Source organism: Anabaena sp. UHCC 0399, from assembly GCF_034931465.1.
GTDB classification, from domain to species: Bacteria; Cyanobacteriota; Cyanobacteriia; order Cyanobacteriales; family Nostocaceae; genus Trichormus; species Trichormus minutissimus.
On the sequence record NZ_JAYGGZ010000001.1, the window covers coordinates 205,798 to 229,763 of the forward strand.

The following is a 23,966-nucleotide window of genomic DNA, read 5'->3' on the forward strand; positions in this document are numbered from 1 at the left end:
TTTTGGAGTTTGAGTGTGATGCTGTGTCTTTAAACAAGCTTTGTGTCTTGAAAACACCATCACACCCAATGCGTAGCGATCGCCTTTTACATCCCAGATTTGATATCTTGCACCACAAAAGCGACCATTTTTTCTAAACCTCGTGTCAGTCTCACGGGGAAAGTGAGAACCTTAAGTTGACTATGGGAATTAGCTTCCCGGAACAGAACGCTGTCTCCTTCTATACGGTCAATTAATAAGTCAATCGTCTTTGCTTCAGTAGCTTTACGTAAAGATTCAACAGCAGTCCAAATTCGCGTACCAGCATGAGCTACAGAACTCTTGGCTGCAAGTAACTCTTGCATTAACTGCTCACGGGAATTACTCAGTAAAGCTGTCCAGTCTTGACGGGTGCGATGTGTCATCGGCTCGATATCACAACCTTGCACTCCATGTCCCGCAACACAGATACAAACTTGCTCATCATGGGAAAGAGAAACAACCACACTCTGAGCTTCTAGTCCTTCAACTATAGGTTTGCCTGAATCTGTCCACTGAATTTGGAATTCTGGCATCTGATGAGAATTGCTGTTGATGAGTTGAGCGATCGCTTGATGAAATAAAGGTAATTCTAGTTCATGGCGTTGGACTGGCGATAGAGTATGTATTCTAGGAAGGTAAGCCAAAGCAACTTCTGGAGCAGTTACTCTCAAAAGATGAGCTTGATTGCTTAATTTTCTGCGGAGAATCCACTCATCTCTTTGAGTCGGATCAGCTAGTTCTTCCACCGTTGGATGATCTTGGCGATGCTCTAATATCCGCAATTGATAACCATTGAGCCTTTCTACAATTTGCCCATCCGCAGTTGTGATCAAAACACTATTTTCATACTGTTTTCCTTCCCGCCCTTGAGGGTGAGTCACCCCAATATAAGAAGAACTCTCACTGTTTGGTTGGTAAATTTCCATGCTATCGATCTGGATTGGTAAGCAAATATCCTGCGGAATTACCAACTGCCCCACTTGCAGTAGTGAATCTCTGCAATAGGGATCTCCTAGCCAAAATGGCCCCTGCGCCCGATTTAAACTACCTTCCTGATTTTCTGCCGAGAATGAGTTTCTTTGTGTTCGGAATACACACTCTCCAGAGTTTAAGGTATAAATTTGTTGCAAACGTTGAAAGCTAATTCCTTGGAATAGCAACCAACTGTAGAGGTCTTTTTGTGGCTCAATATCTAGAGGCGACTCTGGAAGATGAATATGCTCCGTTGGTGGGTTGTTTTCGACACCCAATACAAAAGTAGCAGAAAAATGGTTAATAGCAAATCCTGTCTGCTCTGTCTTGATAGCCACATATACCCGTCGCCCAGAATTCTTAAACTCTCGCTCAGGTACTTCTGCATGAATTTCGATGTCTACTCCCTTGTGGGGGTCTACAACTATAGGACGTTCTAGGCGCACATCTTCAATACGAATGGCTGGGAAGTTCTGCTCACCTGTTACATAAGCAACTGCTTGCGCCATAGCCTCCAAACCAAACACAGTTGGGAACAAGTACGAACCTTTGTAAAGGTGGTCTAAGAGGTAAGAATCCCGTTCTAAGCTGAGGTGCGTCCGAGCGACAATCTCTACTCCGGGTTCACATAGCAGAATTCGCTCCAGAAATTTTAACTCAGCACGAGGTAAAAATCTTTGGGGATACCAAGTGTCTAAACCACTTGACTCAAAAGCGGATAGAGCCTGCATAGGGGCGGCAATCACGATGCGGGTATCGCCAGGGTCATTCTTGATCAGATGCAAAAATCGAGCTACACCGGCATCTTTAGGGATTGCTTTAATTCCCATCTTGGCGAGATTGCGAACACTTCCCATCCTTGCACCCATTCCCACTTCTTCCCAGACACTAAACGCCATTGTGATCACGGCAACTTCTGGGTGTTGAGCTTGAAAGCGGCGTAAAATCAGATCGAGAGTCTCATTCGCAAAGCCATACCAAGCATTGCGCTGCATCCCTGTGATACCGATGACAGAGGATAAACCAACAAACAGCTTCAGTGATGAGTTGGCTAGCATTTGGCAGAGATTCAAAACACCTTTGAGCTTAGGTTTAACTTCATCAAATGCCAGTTCCGCAGATACCTGCTCTACTAATCGGGGCTTGTTGAGGGCAGCCCCATGAATCACCCCGGCAATCTCACCCAAATCTTGTTTGATTTGCTCTAGTAGAGATGCTACTGCGTCAAAGTCGGAAATATCACATTCATAATACTGGCAAGTTAATCCCTCAGCATTGAAACGTTCGAGCGTCCGGGCTATCTCTGTACTTCCGCTTCCCCGTCTTTCAATATTTCCATGAGGATGTGGTGAGCGACCAATGAGTGCCATCCGCACCCCTGTATTTCGAGCTAGAGCTAGGGCGCACTCTGCCGTGATCCCCTTACCGCCACCTGTAACGAGAATAACATCATCAGATGACCAGATAATTTCACGGCTTGCATACTCAACAGGTTCTTGCACCTGAGGACGAGGAACGTAACGAGTTAGATGCTCATCATAGCCTACAGACATATAGACGTGGGCGGTGGAAAGCTCTTTAATTACGCACTCACCTAGTTTAGTTGGACTAATTGTCGGGGAGAAATCAATTACCCGCACTTTCAGATCAGCCCGTTCAAGATGAACACTGGCAGCAAAACCAATTGCACAGCACTGCTCAATATCAGCTAGAGGTGGCTGTGTGCCGAAATGTCCGCCACTAAATTGGAGATATGCTACGGTTGTATGTTTGCGGGAAGTCCGGCTAGTTGCAGGTGGGGTGGCTATGCTGCGTAAGCGTTCAATCATATCGAGCAACAGCTTGTCTGTTGACGACTTATTATTCGTTGTGCGAGGTAGCACAGCAATAAAGTGAGTGAAATCGACGCTTTCAATAAGTGTTTGAGTGCGTGCTTCCGTAAAAGACACGGTTTGAACCTGAGAGCCTCGACTGTAGAGTTGATGATACAAGCTCTCTGCTATCTCTTGCTCACTAGATTCACAGAGGATCAAGACATTTGCAGTTTGCCATTTTTCCTCAGAATGTTTGCCCAAGGTAACTGGTGTAAATTCCTCTACCACTGCTCGCACAATGTAATCACGCACCTGAGTTTGCTGTTGGGGTGCATCTGTCAATTTTTTTGCGCCAATAGCTTCTCTTAACGCCACACCAACAGCTTCGCTCAAAGCCACATTTGCCCCATTGAATATAGTTGTGGCTGCTTCATGATTGTTATTACTATCTGGTGCAGCCATTCGCAGTGCTTCAGCAACCTCTTGAATAGTTGCATTGGCTAGAGTTGTAGGGTCAATTAAACCTGCTACACCAATTTCTCTAGCGGCTGTAGCGATTACTTCTCCCGCTTTGATGGAATCTAGATTGAGATCATCCAATAGTCTGATTTGCATTGTGATGCTCTCTTGAGGAAACCCTGTTTGTTGAGCAATCAGATTTACTAGTAAGTTTTCAATACTTAAAGTAACAGGGTTGATTAATTCATTCTTCGCTCCATTTGTCCCGTTTAATACTGTTGTTGCTGCATACTGGTTATTACCCTTACTGTCCGGCACAACCGCCCGCAATGCCTCGGCAACCTCTTGGATAGTTGCATTGGCTAAAGTTGTGGGATCAATCAAACCTGCTACACCAATTTCTCTAGCTACAGTAGCGATTACTTCTCCTGCTTTGATGGAATCTAGGTTGAGATCATCTAGGAGTCTGATTTGTAGTGTGATGCTCTCTTGGGGAAACCCTGTTTGTTGAGCAATCAGATTCATCAACAGACTTTCAATACTAACAGTTTGATCACGTTTGACAGTAACGGTTGGCTCTGGGATCAAGGTCGGGACTTGAGGCTCAGAGGCGTAGGATACACTTGCTAGGGGAACTTTCTCTGGATGATTGACAGCAGTAGAAACCATTGGCTGTGTTTGCACGTCTGCTCGGATCACTTCTGTGAGAAACTTTCCACGCTGAGACAGGTAATCGGCAAGCAGATCCCACGGTATTGAGTTCTGTTGAGCAGGTAGGGAAGGAGACGAAAGCTCAGATATTTGCGGAATCGTCTTTGATATTGGGAATGGACGTTCTAAGGGGTTCTCAATAAAAATGCGTTGTGATGCTGGGACAAAGGGATGGACAAGCCGCCCTTCGTAGAGAGTTTCCCAGTTAATGTCACCACCGTGGATAAATAGGGCAGACAACATGATATTCAAATCCCGATCGATGCCGGGTTTGGATTCCACAGGCAGACACATTAGTCCATTTGCACCAGCAATATCACTGACTAGATGAGAAAGAACTTTTCCTGGCCCGACTTCTATGAGTAAGTCGCATTTCTGCTCTAGGGTTTTTATGAGAGATACGAAATCTACTTGGGCGATCGCTTGGTTAGCAAAATACTCTCGCAATGATATCCCTGGTACTAGCTGTTGTCCGTTGATGCTGGAAAATAGTGGTACAGCTACTTTTTTGAGTTGATCTGGTATCAGTTCGTGTTGCCGGAGATGTGCGGCGGCGGTGGCAACCAATTGAGAATGAAAGGCATTAGAAACAGGTAGCCGGACTGCTCGGATACCTGCGTCTGTAGCTAGTTCAATTACCTGTTCAACACTTTTCTGTTCGCCAGAGACGACTATTTGCAAAGGACTGTTGATATTGGCTAGTACAATGTAGCCACTAACTCGACCCAACAGGTCTTCGGCTATCTCTCGTGAACAAGCTAAACTAGCCATCGCACCCAGGTGATCGCTTTGGCTAGATGTGGACATAGCCTGTCCTCGTACCCCAGCCATACACAAGAGAGTCTTTTCGTCAAATCCCCCGGCTGCATACACTGCACTCAACTCTCCGAGGCTATGACCACCTACTGCTATCGGCTTGATGCCAAGACGATGCAGGTAGCGCATCCAAATTAAAGAAGCTAGACAAATAGCTGGTTGAGCTACTTCGGTTTGGGCGAGTTTTTTTGACCACTCTGCTAACTGTTCTTGATGGGCAACCCGGTCGAGTGGAACATAAATGTGTTCTCGCACCCCTGGTAAGCCAATCTCTTGTAGCCAGCCATCTGCCTGTTCTACGAGGTCTTTTGCCCAGTTATATCGCTCTAGTAGCGATCGCACCATATTCAGTTTTTGAGAACCTTGTCCGGGAAATAAGAAGCCGACTCTATTTCGACGCACGGCATTCCCAATCCAGACTTCTTTCTGGGGACTGATAACTACTTCTCCAGGAGCAGGAGGCGTTTCCCGCAATAATTTTTCCAGTAGATTTAAACGTTCAACTAGTTCTTCCGATGTACCAGCGACGACTGTGGCCCGAATTGGTAGTTGTGGTTCTAGTTCGCGGGTCAAATGAGCAGCTAAATCAACTAGTTCGCTTAAACTCAATCCTGCGGCAATGTTATTTACAGCTAATGTGCGCCGCAGCAAGGCAGAAACGGATGGGGCAGATAGTACAAATATCTCGGTATCTTGATGAGAAACTAGCAAAGCCCTCTCTGGAATCGACGGTTCAAGATGAAGTGCTGGAGCATCGCCAGATTCCAGTGTGACGTGGCAATTAATCCCACCGAATCCCATAGCGGAGACTCCAGCCCTTAAGATATCTGTTTGGCTTCGTATTTCTCCTTGAAGGATGGGGTATAGACAGCGAGCAGAAGTTGCAAATACTGGGTTTGGCTCTTTACAACCGGCTAGTGGTGGCAGAATCCGGCGGTTGACAGCGATGATGGCCTTGATGAATGCGCCAATTCCGGCGGCTGCTTTAGTATGACCGACAAGGGATTTGAAAGAGGTAACACCACAAGTGCGATTGCCTACTTCTCCGTCAACACCCATCGCTAAAGCAATACCTTCGAGTTCTACGCGATCGCCGACTGGTGTACCTGTGCCATGTCCTTCAATAAAATCAAGTGTATGGGGACTGTAACCTGCTCGTTCGTATGCACGGCGCAAGGCCAATGCTTGGCCTTCCCTACTAGGTGCTGTTAGTCCGCCTTTGCCGTCAGAAGAAATTCCCCACCCATTTAACACTGCATACACATAATTGCCGTCAGCACGAGCCTCTTCCAATCGCTTCAAAACCACAAAACCACATCCCTCACCTGGAATGAAGCCACTGGCTTGGCGATCGTAAACTGTCATATCTTTGTCTGTCAATGCCCCAGTCTTGGCAAAGCCAATCAGCTCAAAGGTATCTAAGCTGATATCTACACCGCCAGCAAAAGCCAAATCTAAGTCACCGTTACTCAAAGCAGTAGCAGCATTAGCTACGGCAACTAGTGAAGAAGAACAAGCACCATCAAGTGTATAACCGCCACCGTGGAAGTTGAAGAAATTACAGATTCTGCCAGCAATTGTATTAGAAAGATTACCGGAAAGAGTGTCCTCTGTGATGGGTGAGAACACCGACTTGTAATAATCCTCGACTGTTTCTGCCACAGAATCTATAACTTGCGCCGATATACCTCTAGCTTCCATTGCTGCTACCAAGGCACGCCGTACATAAGGCCAGCGCATACGCAAGTTAGTAGAACGGGAAAACTCCCCTGTTAAAGTGTTTCCCAGTAACACACCAGTACGTTCAATTGGAACTGTTGCACGGGTATATCCAGAATCTTCTAAAGCTTGTATTGCAACTTCTAAAGCTAGCCAGTGAGCAATATCCGCAGATTCGACAACTGTTTTGGGAATGCGTTTACTCACCCAGTCAAACTCAAAACCATCAATTACAGCCATCCGACTTCCATAGGTTTTGTCTGGGATCGTGGAGTCTGGATCATAATACTGGGAAAGAGGTAATCGCTGATCTGGTGTCCGTCGAAATTCTTGCCGTCTCGCCAGGATATTTTCCCAGAGTTGTCGTACATTACGCGCACCAGGATACCAACAGCCCATGCCAATAATTGCAATAGCAGCAGATTGTCTCATTGGTATATTCATAGTTAAGATAAACAAATAGGTCTAGTTCAAGACGAGAGAGTCTGAAAATAAACTTCTTGCAAAACTTCTTAAAGACTTAAATCGTAGTCAGAAGGACTGAGTTTATTTGCTTGTACTAGTAGCTTCAATATCTGTTGAAACAGGCTTGATTGACATAGCTATAGGCTCTAAGTGAGGTCATCAAATATAGTTTTGCAAGAAGTCTAATAACTTAATTTCCAATTTTCTAGAAGATAGTTGGAATTTCAAATTCAGTCAAAAAATTATTGAAATTATCTGACTGGGATACGAATCATCGAAACTTATAGACACAGAATTTCCTAGGGGTAGTAGTCTTTGATAATATATTGCTCAAACACTGATGCCCTTTGGATGATACTTCTAAAATTGCATACCACTCTTCTGCTCACGCCAGTTCCCGATGGAAAAAATCCTTAAAACTACACTGGCTAGCTCAATTAAATCATCTAAATGTTCTTTTACAATTACCTAATTCTTTGGTAATCAGGCGAGGCTCGTTCTCTCCAGTCAAGAATAGCACCATTAAGAGATTTATGTATAGTAGCTAGATTTAAAGAAATGTAAATTCAGAAAAAAATAGATGTTTTCATTACTCAGTCTTGATCCCAGCATTTAAAACTAATTATTAAGCTGAGGTTGATTTATTCCTGAAGATATATATCTACAATTATTTTAGATGATGATTGGTGAAGGGTGGGCTTCACGATGGTAAGTAAAGAGCCAATACTTAAGAAATATGGAAAATTGCATTGGATAATATTTCTTTAATTTTAACTAAAATTTAATCGAACAGATATGAATCATTAAACTCCATAAACTTTGATTTATAACTCATCTAGCATTGAATATAGATACATCAATCTGCATCTATATTCAATATCGAATGACTATAGCAACAAAATTAAAATCAATCTGAAATCTCGTTAAATAGTAAATTAATACTTAAGAAAGTAGACATAGTATTTGATATTTTTGCCAACTTAACTAAAATTTAATCCAACAAAAATCTATAATTAAACTCAATCGTCTTTGATTTTAGAGTCAGCTGAATTAAATTCAGATAAATCAATCCGTAACTGTATTGCAGAATCTACATATTTAGAATTAGAAAATCTGCAATTTGCAAAATCAACCTTGTTCAAAGTATGTAGCAAAATCATGCAATAGATTATGGCTGGAATTATTTTAATGAAAACTCTGACAAACTGCTGAACTAAGTTAAAAGCATAAGTAGGTAGATAAAAGTTTTCGTTGTTCAGATCAGTCCGAAGAAAACATTTTATGCTTGTAGCGTGCTGTTGATTGTGCCTACTTCCTGATGCGTCCAGAATTTTCCCTAAAATATCGAGTTACACTTTGCTAAGGTTTTTACCTGAAGACTTTGGTATTGATGTGATTATCTTTGAATAGTCTTCAATTAATTAACTCATATAGACCGTAAATTTTTATTAGGGACTAGAGAATTCTCTAAAAAAAGATTTTATGAGGATGAAAGTACTATTGCAAGTTATGAATTCCAAAGGTCATCACTTTAAAATCAACAAGCTATAAAACGAAAATAGGAGATTGTGAAATGAAATTATTGAGGGTTGGACTAATTAGCTCATTACTACTCGCTGTGGTGATGAGTTCTAGAGTAGAAGCATTTGAATTCCCCAAAGTGAAACCAGACTCAGATGCGTCCTCGTATCTGTTCTTACCGAACGGACCAATTACTTTTCTGAAAAGAGGTGAAACTACCGGAGGAAAGTATGCACTTATGGAAACTATTGTTCCACCAGGAGGTGCTGCACCACCACACATTCACCACGAAGAAGATGAGTGGTTATATGTCGCAGAAGGGAATATGCAGTTAGTAATAGGAGACAGCTTTTATCCTGATCCCAATCAGATTCCTGGAGTTAATGCTCCTAGAGATACGCTTTATGCTTTTGATGCCCCGGCTGGAACATTATTTTATGGCAGGAAGAACTACATTCACGGCATTAGAAATGTAGGAACGACAACAGGTAAAGTGCTTTTAGTTGCCACTCCTGCTGGGTTTGAGGACTTGATTGCAGAAGTTAGTGTATCTGTTCCAGACTTAGCAAATTTGCCACCATATGATCCTCAAACCATTTATAGATTTGCCGCCGCATCAGTCAATTATGGACTAGTTGGTAGTGCCTCTTTTGAGCAATTTGGAGACATCCTAGTAGACCATAATTTTCCCTTTCCAGACAATCATAGTGATAAGTTGTTAGCTTTGTTGGCTGACGATGTTACACGAGTTCCTGAGCCTACTTTGTTAGGGGGAATTTTAGTATTTGGTGCTACGGGTGCAGTTTGCATCCGCAAACGCAAATCCAAATTGGGCGACAAAGTAGCTTAGTTCAGCAAAAGTTTTGTCGCCGAAAGTTAGAGTCTCTTTCTTTAACTTTAATTTTTCCAGAAGCTCTATCAGATTTCTGCTGATGCGGCATTGTTCAGATCAAGTAAACCTCTTGCAAACATTACTTTCAAAGGAGAATTGAGCATGAAATTATTTGGAATTGGTGTAATTAGCTCTTTGCTATTGGCTTTAACTATCACCCCTAAAGTAGAAGCTTTTGAATTTCCAAAAATCACACCAGATCCGGATGCACCATCGTATTTGTTCTTTGATGGAGAGCCGTTTACCTTTGTTAAAAGGGGTGAAACTACTAACGGCCAATATACATTGAGAGAAACTATGGTTCCTCCAGGGAAAGGCGCATTTCCACACATACATCAAGACGATGACGAATGGTTATATGTTGAAGAAGGGGTTCTGCGAATTTTTCTCGGAGAAAATATTTATGATGACGTTAGCCTCATCCCTGGAGTCAATGCGCCAAAAGATATTCTGCACGCCTATGATGCACCGGCTGGAACATTGATTTATACCCCAAGATATCGCATTCACGGAGTTTTAAACCCCACTGATACAAACGCGAAATTGAAGGTTCTTTGGAATCCCCCTGGATTTGAGGAAATTTTCAAAGAACCAGGGCTTATCGAATTAACAGATTTGTCAAACGTGCCAACTCCTCCTCCTAACTACCCTCAGATATATGCTCAAGCTGCTGGTAGATATGGACTAATTTCTAGTACGGCTTACGATCAATTTGGAGAAATAGTATTTGATGACTTTATACTCCAACAAGACAATCGTGCCGATTATGTGTTGCAAATATTAGCTGAAGGCTCTAGACAAGTGCCTGAACCTTCTGTTGTATCGAGCTTGATAGTATTGGGTGCTACAGGTGCAATTTCCATCTGGAAACGCAAATCCAAATCAGTCCGTAAAGTAGGTTAATTTGACCAAGGTTGCATTGCTAAAGTTAGAACTTTAGCAATGCAACCATTTAAATTTTTAGGCTCTTGCGTTGGTTTTATGGTAGGGCATTAAAATAGCCATTTTATAGAAAGGCTCAAAAATTTAAAATCCAGTTATAGCAAAGAATATAAGCTCTGATTAGATTTTATTTATTATTCGACTCCATAAAAAGAACTGAAGAGCCGATTTTTAGCGTCAATAAAAATACTCTTGGCGCGTCAAAATATCACAAAGAAGAGATGTATATGCTAAACAATAAGTTTTATAGTCGCCGTCGTTTTCTCCAGAATACTGCCCTATTTTCTACTGCTTTAATGAGTTCATTAGTCACCGATCGCTGGGTGAATGCACAAGAAGAAACAGTAGAAGCTCTAGTTATTGGTAGCGGTTTTGGTGGTGCTGTAGCAGCTCTGCGTTTAGGGGAGGCGGGGATCAACACATTGATTCTAGAACGAGGTCGTCGTTGGCCGATCACATCTGCACAAAATACTTTTGCGACATACCGTAATCCTGATGGTCGAGCGGCTTGGCTAAGTCCCAAAACATTGATATTTGACGAAATTCCGATAGATGTCTATCCAGGGATTTTAGACCGTCAAGATGAAACAGGAATTTCTGTTTATTGTGGTGCGGGAGTTGGTGGTGGTTCTTTAGTCTATAACGGTGTAACCTACCAACCTCCAAGGGAGATATTCCATCGGGTCTTTCCTCAAGCAATTGACTATGATCAGATGGATAAAGTTTATTATCCCCGTGTTCGTGCTGTCATCAAACCAGCACCAATTCCGCAAGATATTTTGGCAACTAAATACTATTTATCTACTAGATTGTTTCTTCAGCAAGCTGCCAATGCTGGATTACCCAGTCAGTTACTAGATATTGCTGTAGATTGGGACGTTATTCGTCAGGAAATTAATGGGACTAAAATTCCTTCAGCTATTATTGGCGAAGACTGGTATGGAATGAATAGTGGGGCGAAAAAGAGTTTAGATCGTAATTATTTAGTACAGGCAGAGCAAACTGGTCATGTAGAGATTTTACCTCTGCATATCGCCACAGAGATATCTGAAGTTCCAGGACATGGCTATCGAGTTGTATGTAACCAGATTGATGAGTCTGGAGCAGTCATTGCCACGAAGACTATTGTCTGTAAATATCTATTTTTAGCGGCTGGTTCTATGGGAACTTCTCGGCTTTTAGTCAAAGCCAAAGCCACAGGTACACTACCTAGATTAAACAACTACATTGGTCTAGACTGGGGGACTAATGGAGATACTTTTTCTGTTCGTTCAGGTTTCCCATTACCTACAAACACTAGTCTAGGGGGGCCTGCCACTGCGGTTATTCAAGACTTTAATAATCCTTTTGGCCCAATATCTGTAGAATTGCTCTCGGTCTGGAATGCACCAGATGGCATCCTTGCATTTGTTGGTATAGGACTACCTTCTGTGAAGGGGAAATTTGATTACGATGCCATGAGAGGTTTAGTAAGGCTAACTTGGCCTGACACTAAAGTTGTGGGAGATCCGCAACTATTGAAAGCCACACAATTTGCTTACCGAGTAATTGACAGAAAAAATGCTCTGTCATTTGGCAAGACACAAACAAATACCACAATAGGTAGCTACTATCCCCATAAGACCAAGATTATGGGTGCAGTATCTGATACATTTCCGACTTTCCATCCTTTAGGGGGAGCAGTCTTAGGAAAAGCTTGTGATCTTTATGGTCGGGTCATGGGTTATCAAGGGTTGTATGTTGTTGATGGCGCACTGATGCCCGGATCTACAGGATGTACAAACCCCTCTTTGACGATCGCAGCTGTGGCAGAGCGTTGTCTAGAAAAAATTATTGCAGAAGATATTGTTTAACGGCTATTGAAATAACTTCAGATTGAAAAGGATAGTGTCGTGAAAATAAATTACTGGGCTATTGGTTTGTTGTCTCTATTGACGATTAGTATTCCAGAAGCAGCGCAGGCGGCGCGGTTGTTGGGGGACTCCCGCGTGTTTGCGGAACTTCCCTATGAGCCGGGTTTCCCTGAAGATATTGAAATATTAGGCGATCGCGTGTTTATTTCGGGGCCTGCCCAGTCTAATCTGTTTGTCCAACCAAGTGTCCTAGAGTATAATTTAGACTCTGGTGTGTTTGTGAGAGAATATCAAATTATAGGTCAGAATCCGAACTTAGCGCAGGCGATCGCAGGTATTGTCTTCGATAAAAATAATCGGCTTTACGTGAGTGATATCCAACAGGGAATCGTCCGATTTGATGTCACTCAACCTAACCCCTTTCAAGAAATTTATGCCACCGCATTACCAGATATACCGATCTGCTCTGGTGTTTCTGCCGGAACTCCTTGCTCACCCAATGCAGTAGAATTGCCGCCACTAATTAATGATATTATCTTTGATGCCAAAGGTAATCTCTATATTTCTGATTCATTTCAGTCTACAATCTGGCGAGTTGCTCCTGGTGGCGGCAACCCAGAAATTTGGTATCAGGACAGCCGCTTTGATGGTTTTGGGGCGAACACACTGCGAGTTGACCCTACAGGCAAACAGCTCTATGTAGCGGCAACCTTAGACCCACTAGGTCAGGGATTCATCTACACTTTACCTCTGATTGATGCTCCCACGGCTACGGATATGTCAACTTTTTTCCAGTATGCAACGAATGAAGCTCCGGCGGGGCTGGAATTTGGTGCATCAGGTAATCTTTACGTAGTTCTGGGGAAAGGCAACCAGATTTCGGTTCTATCCCCCAATGGCACAGAAATCAATCGGTTTTCTGGCCCGGCAATCAGACCTAATGACCCCGGTAATCCTTTGCAGTGGAGGAATCCATCTAATATTACATTTAACAACAAAACCCGTTCACTGTTGGTAACTAACAATCCCATACCTACCATCTTTGACCCCCAGCCAGAATTTGCAGTCTACGATGTGTTTGTAGATGATGTTGCAGTTGGAGTTCCTGAACCGAGCAGTGTGTTAGGAACTATTTTGTTTTTGATATTAGGCTGGTGTTTTGGGACTCGGCAAAGGGAGTGCTGAGTAGTGAGTGCTGAGTGCTGAGTAGTAAGTAAGTAGTAAGTAGTGAGTTCTGAAAAATTCTCCCCTGCTCCCTGCTCCCTGCTCCCCTGCTTGCTAGGCATTGCGGTTAGAAATAAAAAAAATTGGTTTTTAATCACGCAACTGTCGAAATGTCCTTTCTGCAAACGTCATAAATTCAGAAAGCATAAAATACTTCTGTGCTTCGCTCAAGTCGATTACAAATATACTAACCAACATGAAGTACGCAATTCTAGTTTACGAAACAGAGCAAGATTTTTCTAATCGCCCTACAGTCAAGGCAGCTTACAATGCTTACTCCCAAGCCTTAGTGGAGGCTGGGGTAATTGCAGGTGGCGCAGAATTACATCCATCGCACACTGGTACAACCATCCGTTTAAGAGATGGACAACGGAAAGTTCAGGATGGCCCTTACGCGGATACTAAAGAGCAACTCGGTGGTTTATTTATCATCGATGTACCAAATCTAGATGCAGCAATGGATTGGGCAGCACGTTGTCCAGCTGCGAGTCAATGCTGTGTTGAAGTTAGACCTTTAGTATCCACAAATTAGGAATAGGAAAATTGATATGAAGCTTTATTACTTTCCCCCCTCTCCCAATACCAGAAAAGCTCATGCTGTTGCGCTCCACCTGGAACTTCCCTTTGACCTCAGATTTGTTGATATCCAAAAAGGTGAGCAGCATACACCAGAATATCTCCAGTTAAATCCCACTGGACGGACTCCAGTATTGCAGGATGGAGACTTTGTGATTTGGGAATCAACTGCTATTATGCAATATCTAGCTAGCCAAGTCCCTAACACTCTCTGGCCTGATGATATCAAAAGCCGTGCAGAGATAGTGCGTTGGCAAAGCTGGCAGCTAGCCCATTGGGTTCAGGGGTGTCAGTCTTTACAATACGAGAATTTTGTCAAACAGTTGACACAACAAGGCGATCCCGATCCAGAAGTTGTGGAACGCGCCACCAAAATCTTCCACAAGGAAGCAGCCGTGTTAAATAACCATTTAGCCGATCGCGAGTTTCTGGTCAACAATACTCTTACATTAGCTGATTTTTCAGTAGCTAGTGATTTGACTTATGCAGTACCAGGCCGTTTCCCCCTAGAAAACTATCCTCATATTCAGGCTTGGTACGCTAGGATTGAGCAGTTACCTGCTTGGCAGAAAACCGCACCACAAGGCTAAAATATGCTGATAGATGCACGTCGAGCAGCAGAACTGGCAGCACGCAACTCCTATGGGCGTTTAGTTGCTTATCTAGCAGTGCGATCGCGGGATGTGGCGGCTGCGGAGGATGCGCTCGGCGATGCCTTCCTCGCTGCCTTAAAAACTTGGACAGAAAGCGGAGTTCCTAAAAATCCTGAAGCCTGGTTATTGGTAGCTGCACGGCATCGTCTGATTGATGACGCGCGGCGCACCCAAGTCAAAGATAGGGTAATCCATGCCCTTAAGCTGACAGGAACGCAGACACAACTTCCACCTCCCCTAGAAGGAATTGCGTTTCCAGATGAACGGTTGAAACTGCTGTTTATCTGCGCTCACCCTGCCATTGATCCGGGCATCCATACGCCATTAATGTTGCAAACCGTACTTGGTCTAAATGCGGCTCAGATTGCCTCCGCTTTTCTGATTTCCCCTGCAACTATGAGCCAACGCCTTGTCCGTACCAAGGCGAAAATTCGAGATGCTGGTATTGCCTTTGAGTTACCAGAGGCGGGAGAGTTATCTAGCCGATTGGAAGCAGTGCTAGAAGCCATATACGCTGCTTATACCAATGGGTGGGACAACGTGACTGGGGGCGATCCTCGACATCAAGGACTGGCAGAAGAAGCAATCTGGCTGGCGCGTTTGTGTGTTCAACTGATGCCCAAAGAACCAGAAGCGCGGGGACTATTAGCACTGATGCTTCATTGTGAAGCCCGACGAGCATCGCGGCGGACAGCTAATGGTTCGTATGTGCCGTTATCGGAACAAGATACCACGCTGTGGTCACAGTCAATGATTGATGAAGCCGAACGTGAACTGGCGCAGGCAGCAACATTTAAGAAATTGGGACGCTTTCAACTTGAGGCGGCGATTCAATCAATCCATGCCCAACGTCTAGTAACTCACCGTATTAATTGGGAGGCTTTAGCACTCTTATATGAAGGATTAATTCAGTTTTCACCAACTCTAGGAGCGTTAGTTAGTCATGCCGCCGCGATCGCCGAAGCCAAAGGCTTAGAACAGGGCTTAACGCTTCTAGAAGCTATCCCTGCCGAAGCAGTTAGAAACTATCAGCCATATTGGGCAATTAAGGCTCACTTACTCAAGCATTTAGGACGGAAAGCTGATGCCCAAACGGCTTATGCTCGTGCTATCGGTCTTACAGAAGACTCTGCAATACGTGATTTTTTGATGGGTCAACAGTAAACCAAGGGAAGTTAAATCAAGCTAAATTTTTATGAAAATTAATAGCAACACAGTTTTGATTACCGGTGGAAGCTCAGGTATTGGATTAGCGATCGCCAAAGCTTTCTTAAACTTAAACAATCAAGTCATTATCTGTGGTCGTAATCAACAAAAGTTGGCACAAGCGAGCCAAACTTACCCGAAACTACACACTTTTTTGTGTGATATCACTCAACCAGATCAGGTCAGTGAGATGTTCACCGCTATTAAATCTCAATTCGGGGAACTGAATTTACTGGTGAACAATGCCGGCATCATAAAATTTTATGACTTCATTCACGATGAAGATGCACTCAACAGTGGTGAGCAAGAGATTGCCACAAATTTGCTAGGGACTTTACGTGTCACCAAATCTGCATTGCCATTACTTTTAAATGGCCAGGAATCTGCTATTGTGACACTTTCATCCATAGTTGCCCTCGTACCGTCTGCAAATATGGGCATTTATGCGGCGACAAAGGCAGCTCTACACTCATTCTCCCGTTCTTTGCGACAGCAGCTAGAGCAAACCACTGTCAAGGTGTTTGAAGTGATGCCTCCTTTTGTCGATACAGAAGCAATCGAGCAAATCAAAGCGGATAAAGTTTCGCCTGCGGAGGTGGCGGAGGCTTTAATCAAAGGTCTACGCACTAACAATTATGAGATTCGAGTTGGGCCTGCGAAAGCTCTTTACTTTGCACATCGGCTCTCACCCGCTAAGGCCGAAGATATACTTAAACAGCTTGTATCCAAAGCCTTTAAAGTTCAAATGACATAAATCTTCCAACTCAAAGATTGCATAAAAATTGCAGGAGAAACAGATGACAACTGTTCATTCCAGAACTAATGTTAATTTCATGGTAACGCGCGTTGTTGTGTGTTCTGAGAAGACATTTGATGCGGTGACAAGGGCAATTGAATCAATGGCTTCTCAAGCTGATAACCAACTTCTCAGACAGTTGAAAAGATTAGATACAAACAAATCTTTTGATCAGGTGAAAAGTGCAGTTGAGTCAATGCTGGGGACAAGTGGACTGACAATTTTGGTAGATTTTGAACTGGGTGGATTACTCACATCTCAATCTGGTAAGCGTAATAAATCCAAACTCTATATAATTGGCAACCCGCTAATAGCTAACCAAATGTTTGAACAAGATCCTGCGGTGGGATTGTATGTTCCATTGCGTCTATTTGTGTATGAAAATTTTGATGGCAAGACTTATGTGACTTATGACAAGCCATCATCATTGCTAGGTCAATTACAGAATGAAGAGATTTTGCAGGTGGCGCAAATGCTTGACCGTAAGCTTGAAGATTTGGTAGCGATCGCTGTATAAAACCGACTTAATTAGTTTTATTTTCCAAAATATTCACGGAGCATAAATGATTATGTCTCAAATAACTGTAAGGCAAAAAAATTTTAATTTTTCTCCGCAGATTCAAAGGTACTGGTATGGTAACAGTGCTTTCAAAACACACTTTTTTAACAGCATTACACTGCTGTTTCCCGATGGCGAACAATTCATGCTGCGGACGATAAAAAGACAAATCAAGCAGATTGAAAATACCCAATTAAAACAGGAAGCTGCGGCGTTTGTTGGTCAGGAAGCACAACACGCTGTTCAGCATGAGAAATTTTGGCAGATCCTCTACCAACAAGGTTATACGTTTGACATCTATCTTCGCTGCTTACGGTTTATTCTTTTTAATGTTTGTGAAAAGCGATTGAGTATTAAATTTAAGCTAGCTATGATCGCCGGAGTAGAGCATTTTACAAATGTTATAGCTGAACTTACTTTGAAAGAAGAATTATTTGCAGATGCAGAACCTATAATGAAGGAACTTTTCGAGTGGCATTCTGCTGAAGAAATTGAGCATAAAACAGTCGCCTATGATGTTTTTCAAGATGTAACTCAGAGTTACCTAATTCGTATCTTAGGTATCATTATGGCTTATACCTTTGTTTTAGGTTTTGTTAACCTAGGATTACTTATCATGTTGCATCATGATAAAAAACTTTTGAATTTTAAGGTTTGGCAGGAAATGGTACAGTTCTTGTTCAGCGAAGAAAAAATTTTCTTCAAAGTATTCTCTCACTCAATAAAATATTTGAAAGTCAATTTTCATCCTTCAGAAAGAGATAACTTGTTTCTAATTGAAAGGGTGATTGGCTAATATAGCGGTTCTCAGTTGGGTGCAATTATAGTAACAGCAGTAGTAGTCTATCAAGTTAGTCCTGACGGTTCGTAGTAAGGACTTTAGTCCTGATTTTTCTAAGGACTAAAGTCCTTACTACAAACTTGCTTATCCCTCAATTCAAATTTGATGACCTAGTAGGTGAACTAGCCAATATAGCTCTTCTCGTTTGTATGCAATACACTTTGACCTCTTTCCAAATCTCTATCCTATAAGGAGAGCTAACTTTTCACGGTATCTGGAAAACCTCTCTCTAAATCTCTCTCCTGCGAGGAGAGAGACTTTGAAATCCTGGTTTGGAAGTTAGATTTTCCGTGGACTTTTCCACATGACGTGAAAACTCAGATAAGGAGAGAGGCTTTGAAGCTTACTCTTCTTGTAAGGAAAGGGTTGGGTTTAGGTCTATATTAGACTCAACTGCAAACCGCTATAATACGCGGGAAATTTGCCGTTTTTATGTCAAGAAACGTTTCGGCAATGGTATCCGTATCTTGGCTGTCATGCTTACTAACCAAATCTCTTAAGCACGGGCTTCTTCCGGCCAAAGTTCTCGTAACTGAGGAGGCATCATATTAATAACATCTGCAATTTCGCCTCTAGTCACTCTCTCAGCTAGGAGTTTGAAGACGGCACGCACTACCATCTCAGCATCAATATCGGGGTCAGAAGTGCGGAAGTAGTCACGGATATGTTGTAGAAATGCTTCCTTGGTTCTATCTTTAATGGGAGTTGCCCCAGGTCGCCAGTTTTCGTAGTAGAATCCCCCTAGCAAAATGGGCAACTGTGCGCCTAAATGAGCAGCTTCTTCTATTGTCAGGCGATCGCGCAAAGCGTGCAAGGTCGCCCGCAATCCCTGGAATACCTTGTGTTTGTTATCCCATCCCAATTTATTACATAAATCATTCACCCAAGGGATAGTATTCTGCAAGGTTGTATCAAAAATATCTAATCCTGTCATTGTCATACTTTTAGCCCCTATGTTTGACTATTTGTACTAACAGCAATAGTGAAAATAAAGCTTTTACAGTTCTCTAGCCATCCTAAGAAAGTAATCAGTTAACTCTCCTCCAGCTAATGACGTGTGATGCTGGATTTCCTCGTATGTCTAAAGAATGAGTTACTGTGATGTCAATTTCTTAATCGAGTAGTATTGGCTGAGTTTTTGCAAATCAAAGAAGATAGCTAATTTAAACAAGGAGTTCAAATATTTTGGATAATACCTAAATCATTTAAAACTTCCATATCTAACTCTTGCTGTTCTCCTACATCAGTGTTTTGAAACAGCACAGTAAACGCCCCAGCACCTAATCTATCTTCAGGAAATAAACGGTAACAAGGAATGCTTGTTAGATGTGACTGATAATCTTGTAAATGAGGCACTTTTACTGGTTGAAACTGCGGAAAACGTGATAAAAACCACTCACCAACCTGCTCATTTTCTTCAGGGGAATAGGTGCAAGTCATATAAGCTAAATAACCTTGTGGGGCAACTAATTGCGCGGAGTTAGCGATGATTCTTTTTTGACGATTGGCACTTTTATTAATAGCCGTTGGGTGAAAACATCCTGGGGCTTTTTCTCCTTTAGCTAATAGAGATTGTCCAGTACAAGGAGCATCAACTAATACTAAATCACAGGTTAGGGGGATATTTTCTGCAAAAATACTAGAATCTCGATTGACTATAATGCTAGGGCTAATATGGCAACGCTTTAAATTAGATATTAGCATTCCTAAACGTTTACCAATAACTTCATTACAAATAATTAAATTTGGTTGCAAAGCTTGCCAAGCAAATATGCTTTTACCCCCTGGTGCAGCACACATATCAAAAATTAACTGCACTGATTGAGGAATTGCTAATAAAATAGAAGCTGCAAATACAGAAGAAAAATCTAAACAATAAAAATATCCTTGATGATGTAAGGGGTGTTTACCTGGTTTTTCTCCTAACTCTAAACGATCTATAAACTGTGGTTGCCAATTCAATGGAGATTCTACTGAAAAAGGTAAGCTATCTGGCTTATTTTGACACCAAAGGATACAGGGATGAAAGGATTGAGGAGAAATTAATGACTCAAGAAATTTTTCTTGATTATCAGGGTTTTCGGACAAACGTCGGGCAAGTTTCAGTAATAAATTTGATGGTTTTTCCATTAGTCAAAGTGTTACAGAAGAACAATGCTTATCAGTGGTTTAGCCTCATACTTTAGAATATAATGACCAACATTTATTAAATGAGGGACTGGGGACTGGGTAAGAAGCAGGGGAGTAGGGGAAAAACTTTTGACTTTTTTCTTCCCCATGCCCCATTTAATACCGATTCTCCAAACTTAAGCAACAGATGCAAATCTTGAAATCCAGATGGTATCTGACTTTCTTAATTGCGAATTGCGAATTGCGAATTGCGAATTGGTATAAGACTATCTCTTTGCGTAAATCCTGGACGATTGATTGCCAAGCTGCCCAAACGCACTAGAGAGGGTCACGATGTTTGATAATTTTCAGAAGAGATTGCGGCGGGAAGCACAGATATGGCGTGATGAAGGAATCATTAGTTCTTCCCAATATCAACAAATTGCCGATCGCCATCAGTTTAAGAATTTAGAAGCAGCTGCACGCGATCGCTTTATGATGATTGCGATCGCTGGCGGTGGTCTTCTGTTGGTCTTGGGTGTAACCACTTTCGTCGCTGCTAACTGGTTTTCCTGGTCAAGAGATGTCAAATTTATCATGATGATGAGTTTGTTTATCTTCGTTAGCATCACAGGTTTTTACACTTGGCAAGAACCAGCTTCAGGCAAAAGTGAAGGGAAAAGTGAAGGGAAAAAACAACGCCGCAGCAATCGCATTTTAGGAGAAGCACTGTTAATTTTAGCGGCTTTAATCCTCGGTGTGAACATCATGCTGATGGCGCAGATTTTTAATATCACTGGTTCAATGACACAACTATTTCTCGCCTGGGGATTTGGTGTCTCTTTCATGGCTTATAGTCTCTCCCTCAATTCTCTAGGGATTCTAGCCATTATCCTTGTGCAGATTGGTTATTGGTCTGGATTAGGCGATTTATGGAATTCTTCATTGTCGGCTGACTGGAATTGGGCTAGGTTAGCAGTCCGACATATGCCTTTAATCTCATGGCTATTGTTTGTACCCTTAGCCTACTCCTGTCGTTCCCGGTGGATTTTCTTCTTCGCCGCTTTCTTTTTTGTCAGTTCCCTACAATTCAATCTTAACCCCCTACCATTACAGAATTTCTCTAATATGGCCCCTTGGGTAGCATCCTTTGCCTTAGCACTGCCACCTGCATTATTCTGGAGTTATGACGACCTACTGTTTCCCTCAATCAATTACAGGTTATTTCAACCCCTAGCCCGTAATTTATCTTTAATTGCCTTTGGTTTAGTCTTTTATGCTCTTTCTTTTCGATGGACATGGCAAGGACTTGCTTTTAATTCCTTTACATCAAGAAACAACGGTTTAATGTCTCTCCCCATCATCGATTTGGGGATTCTCAGTGGTCTAGCCGTATTGCAATGGCTATTTCTCTTACGCCAAACAAATAACCCACCCCGGCGGGAAGTGGTGTTTAATACTGGTCTGATTGCTACTTTTCTAGGCTTTATAGTAGTAGTACCTTTTTTGCACCAAGCTGTTAATCGCATTGGCGACCTAGGTAGTTTCATTTTCAGTGTGCTGTTGGTGGTACTTTCTTGGGGATTCATTCAAGAGGGATTAAAACTCAACAATAGACGCTCATTTTGGGGCGGGATGCTATTGTTAACCCTATTAGTTATTAGTCGAATGCTAGAATATAACACCGATTTACTGTTTAGATCGATGGTTTTTGTCATGTGCGGTTCGATATTAATTAGCACAGGATTGTGGTTTGAACGTCGTGTTACTGGTGGATCTAGTTCATCTAGTTCATCAGGGAATAAGAGTAAAAATTAGTGCTGAGTGAGTGGTGAGTAGTGAGTGCTAATAACTAAAGTCTTCTATAGCGTTTCTCCCTTGACTGCGGTAGAAGAACCCCACCCCCAAACCCCCTAAGATGATGTTTGAAAAGTCCTTAGTGATGTATCAAATCCATTCAGATCCCCCTAAATCCCCCTTAAAAAGGGGGACTTTGAATCTATTCCCCCCTTTTTTAAGGGGGGTTAGGGGGGATCAAACCACATTTTGTACCCAGCACAAAGATGTGTATACACCGTAGCTTTTTAAGGGGGGTTAGGGGGGATCGAAACGATGTGGAATGAGGTTATCAGACTTGTGTGTACACAGTAACTCCCCTACTTTAACTTTTCCCCCTTCCCTAGTAGGGAAGGGGGTTAGGGGGTTAGGTTTCCCGTTACCTTTTCCACACAACCTGAAAAGTCAGTTTAGCTATTAGCCTAATTTATTTCTTGGCTGGATTAAAAGCTGGTGCAGGAAGATCCCCAATCCCCAATCTGCGTAAGTCCTGTTTTAATTTCCCTACAACCCATTATTTTTAGGACTACGGCCATGTCAGATAAATCCTCTGAATCTAGCAAAAGTAAAACTTTGTCTCCTGAAGCGGAGTTCTCGAAAAAGCTGACTTTTAAAGATTACTTGACTGCGACGGAACAAAAATATAATCAGCCCTTACCTTTTTGGCGGTTATTAGTTCCCTTGATGCTGCAAACTGGCATCATTTTGGCAGTCCCTACCCAAGCTGCATATACTAACCTCACAGGTAAGGAGGTGATTTTGCAGACTGTGACTTCATCTCCCGAAAGTGTATTGCAAGGCTATACTCTCAATCTTGATTACAACATAGCTCGGCTCTCTAATTTGAGAAGATTATCTGGCTGGAATGATGTTGTCAGAAGTAATCGCGGGAGGAACGGACAATTACTTTCAGGAACTAATTTATATGTGATTTTGCGAGAACAACAATCCTTTAATCGTGGCGTACCTAGGGCTTGGCGACCTGTGCGTGTAACTAGTACCTTGCCTATGTCCCTCCCTAACAATCAAGTAGCCCTCAGAGGTGTGTATGAGAATGGTTTTGTTAACTACGGTGTAGAAACATTCAATATCGCTGATGAACAACGCCAATTAATCAGTGAGGATATCCGCCGTTCTGTTAGTCAAAATAGAACTAGACGGCTACGACCAATCACTGTCAAAGTTAAAGTAGACCCCCAAGGTAACGCTGTACCGGTTAGTCTGTGGGTGCGCGATCGCAATTACACTTTCTAGTCTTCATGGCTTACATTCCAGGCTACACCACAAGCTGCCCCTGCTCCAGCTAACAATCCTGTACTCATGCCTGATATAGTTTTTTGCATGGGATTTTGAATTAAGCAATCGCTTGTAACCTGTTCGGCTTGCAAGCACAAATTGCTTTCAGCCCAACTGGTAGTCCCCCCTAAAATTACACCAGCTACACTACAGGAAGCCACAAGCAACAACAGTCTTTTAGTTTTTCTCTCCATAGATGGATGCGTCAATGTTGAAAGATGGTGATCATTCCTCAACTACTCTACACATCTATGCTAATTCTGTCAGCTGATTTTAGTCCTTAGATCCCGTTGGTGTTGTTTCCATCCCCTTGCGGGGAATTAGTCGTGTTTAACCCGCAAACAGGAATTGAACATATGAAATATACCATAATGTTTCCGTCCCCTTGCGGGGAATTGGTGGTGTCTAACAGTCAGACCTCAAGCGTTACGACGATGGTTCAGTTCGTGTTTCCGTCCCCTTACGGGGAATTGGTGGTGTCTAACTCTCGCATGACTCGCTTAATGCTGTTGCAATCCAGTATTGGTTTCCGTCCCCTTACGGGGAATTGGTGGTGTCTAACCTGAAGTTGCGCCAGAGGCGGCGTCTGCTGTGATTGTCGTCGTTTCCGTCCCCTTACGGGGAATTGGTGGTGTCTAACCCTTTAGGGAACGTATGCAATCAGGGTTACTACTCCCAAGTTTAA

At 42.6% G+C, this 23,966-nt stretch carries 16 protein-coding genes and 1 CRISPR repeat array; of the genes, 12 read left to right on the forward strand and 4 right to left on the reverse strand.

Annotated elements, in window-relative coordinates; translation table 11 throughout:
* Positions 1-86: 86 nt before the first annotated feature.
* Complete coding sequence (locus VB693_RS00860; protein ID WP_323264649.1) at positions 87-6,944, reverse strand: SDR family NAD(P)-dependent oxidoreductase; 6,858 nt, start codon at positions 6,942-6,944, stop codon at positions 87-89.
* 1,606 nt (positions 6,945-8,550) lie between these two features.
* Here VB693_RS00860 and VB693_RS00865 point away from each other — a divergent pair.
* The 10 genes from VB693_RS00865 to VB693_RS00910 all read left to right on the forward strand — a co-directional run bounded on the left by VB693_RS00865 (position 8,551) and on the right by VB693_RS00910 (position 17,995).
* On the forward strand, positions 8,551-9,348 hold the full coding sequence (locus tag VB693_RS00865; protein ID WP_323264650.1) for a cupin domain-containing protein: 798 nt from the start codon (positions 8,551-8,553) through the stop codon (positions 9,346-9,348).
* A 144-nt stretch (positions 9,349-9,492) separates the two neighbouring features.
* Positions 9,493-10,293: a hypothetical protein gene (locus VB693_RS00870; protein WP_323264651.1), complete on the forward strand. Its 801-nt coding sequence runs from the start codon at positions 9,493-9,495 to the stop codon at positions 10,291-10,293.
* Between the two features lie 266 nt (positions 10,294-10,559).
* Positions 10,560-12,185, forward strand: coding sequence for a GMC oxidoreductase (locus VB693_RS00875; protein WP_323264652.1), 1,626 nt, complete (start codon positions 10,560-10,562; stop codon positions 12,183-12,185).
* A gap of 39 nt (positions 12,186-12,224) precedes the next feature.
* Positions 12,225-13,370 (forward strand): hypothetical protein, encoded by a 1,146-nt coding sequence (locus VB693_RS00880; RefSeq protein ID WP_323264653.1) that lies wholly within the window; start codon positions 12,225-12,227, stop codon positions 13,368-13,370.
* A gap of 235 nt (positions 13,371-13,605) precedes the next feature.
* Positions 13,606-13,941 carry a YciI family protein gene (locus VB693_RS00885; RefSeq protein WP_190700287.1) on the forward strand — a complete coding sequence of 112 codons (336 nt, stop codon included), beginning with the start codon at positions 13,606-13,608 and terminating at the stop codon, positions 13,939-13,941.
* Positions 13,942-13,957: 16 nt separating this feature from the next.
* Entirely contained in the window at positions 13,958-14,575 is a 618-nt protein-coding gene (locus tag VB693_RS00890; RefSeq protein WP_190700290.1) for a glutathione S-transferase family protein, read from the forward strand.
* Between the two features lie 3 nt (positions 14,576-14,578).
* The gene (locus VB693_RS00895) at positions 14,579-15,802 is read left to right on the forward strand and encodes an RNA polymerase sigma factor (RefSeq protein ID WP_323264654.1); all 1,224 of its coding nucleotides are present in this window, start codon (positions 14,579-14,581) and stop codon (positions 15,800-15,802) included.
* 31 nt (positions 15,803-15,833) lie between these two features.
* Complete coding sequence (locus VB693_RS00900) at positions 15,834-16,598, forward strand: SDR family oxidoreductase (protein WP_323264655.1); 765 nt, start codon at positions 15,834-15,836, stop codon at positions 16,596-16,598.
* Between the two features lie 43 nt (positions 16,599-16,641).
* Positions 16,642-17,157 (forward strand): DUF302 domain-containing protein, encoded by a 516-nt coding sequence (locus tag VB693_RS00905; protein ID WP_323264656.1) that lies wholly within the window; start codon positions 16,642-16,644, stop codon positions 17,155-17,157.
* 52 nt (positions 17,158-17,209) lie between these two features.
* Entirely contained in the window at positions 17,210-17,995 is a 786-nt protein-coding gene (locus VB693_RS00910; RefSeq protein WP_323264657.1) for a metal-dependent hydrolase, read from the forward strand.
* 541 nt (positions 17,996-18,536) lie between these two features.
* Here VB693_RS00910 and VB693_RS00915 read toward each other — a convergent pair.
* Together VB693_RS00915 and VB693_RS00920 are read right to left on the reverse strand one after the other, a co-directional pair.
* The gene (locus VB693_RS00915; protein ID WP_323264658.1) at positions 18,537-18,980 is read right to left on the reverse strand and encodes a DUF2267 domain-containing protein; all 444 of its coding nucleotides are present in this window, start codon (positions 18,978-18,980) and stop codon (positions 18,537-18,539) included.
* Positions 18,981-19,216: 236 nt separating this feature from the next.
* Positions 19,217-20,170 carry an RsmB/NOP family class I SAM-dependent RNA methyltransferase gene (locus VB693_RS00920; RefSeq protein ID WP_323264659.1) on the reverse strand — a complete coding sequence of 318 codons (954 nt, stop codon included), beginning with the start codon at positions 20,168-20,170 and terminating at the stop codon, positions 19,217-19,219.
* A gap of 333 nt (positions 20,171-20,503) precedes the next feature.
* On the opposite strand from VB693_RS00920, the gene VB693_RS00925 reads away from it, so the two are divergent.
* A complete protein-coding gene (locus VB693_RS00925) occupies positions 20,504-21,967 on the forward strand; it encodes a DUF2157 domain-containing protein (protein WP_323264660.1) in 1,464 nt (487 codons plus the stop codon).
* A 552-nt stretch (positions 21,968-22,519) separates the two neighbouring features.
* Positions 22,520-23,239 carry a GDYXXLXY domain-containing protein gene (locus tag VB693_RS00930; RefSeq protein ID WP_323264661.1) on the forward strand — a complete coding sequence of 240 codons (720 nt, stop codon included), beginning with the start codon at positions 22,520-22,522 and terminating at the stop codon, positions 23,237-23,239.
* Here VB693_RS00930 and VB693_RS00935 read toward each other — a convergent pair.
* Positions 23,236-23,475, reverse strand: coding sequence for a hypothetical protein (locus VB693_RS00935; protein WP_190700310.1), 240 nt, complete (start codon positions 23,473-23,475; stop codon positions 23,236-23,238). The genes VB693_RS00930 and VB693_RS00935 overlap by 4 nt on opposite strands.
* A gap of 104 nt (positions 23,476-23,579) precedes the next feature.
* Positions 23,580-23,921: a CRISPR direct-repeat array (repeat unit 37 nt; unit sequence GTTTCCGTCCCCTTACGGGGAATTGGTGGTGTCTAAC).
* Positions 23,922-23,966: the final 45 nt, after the last annotated feature.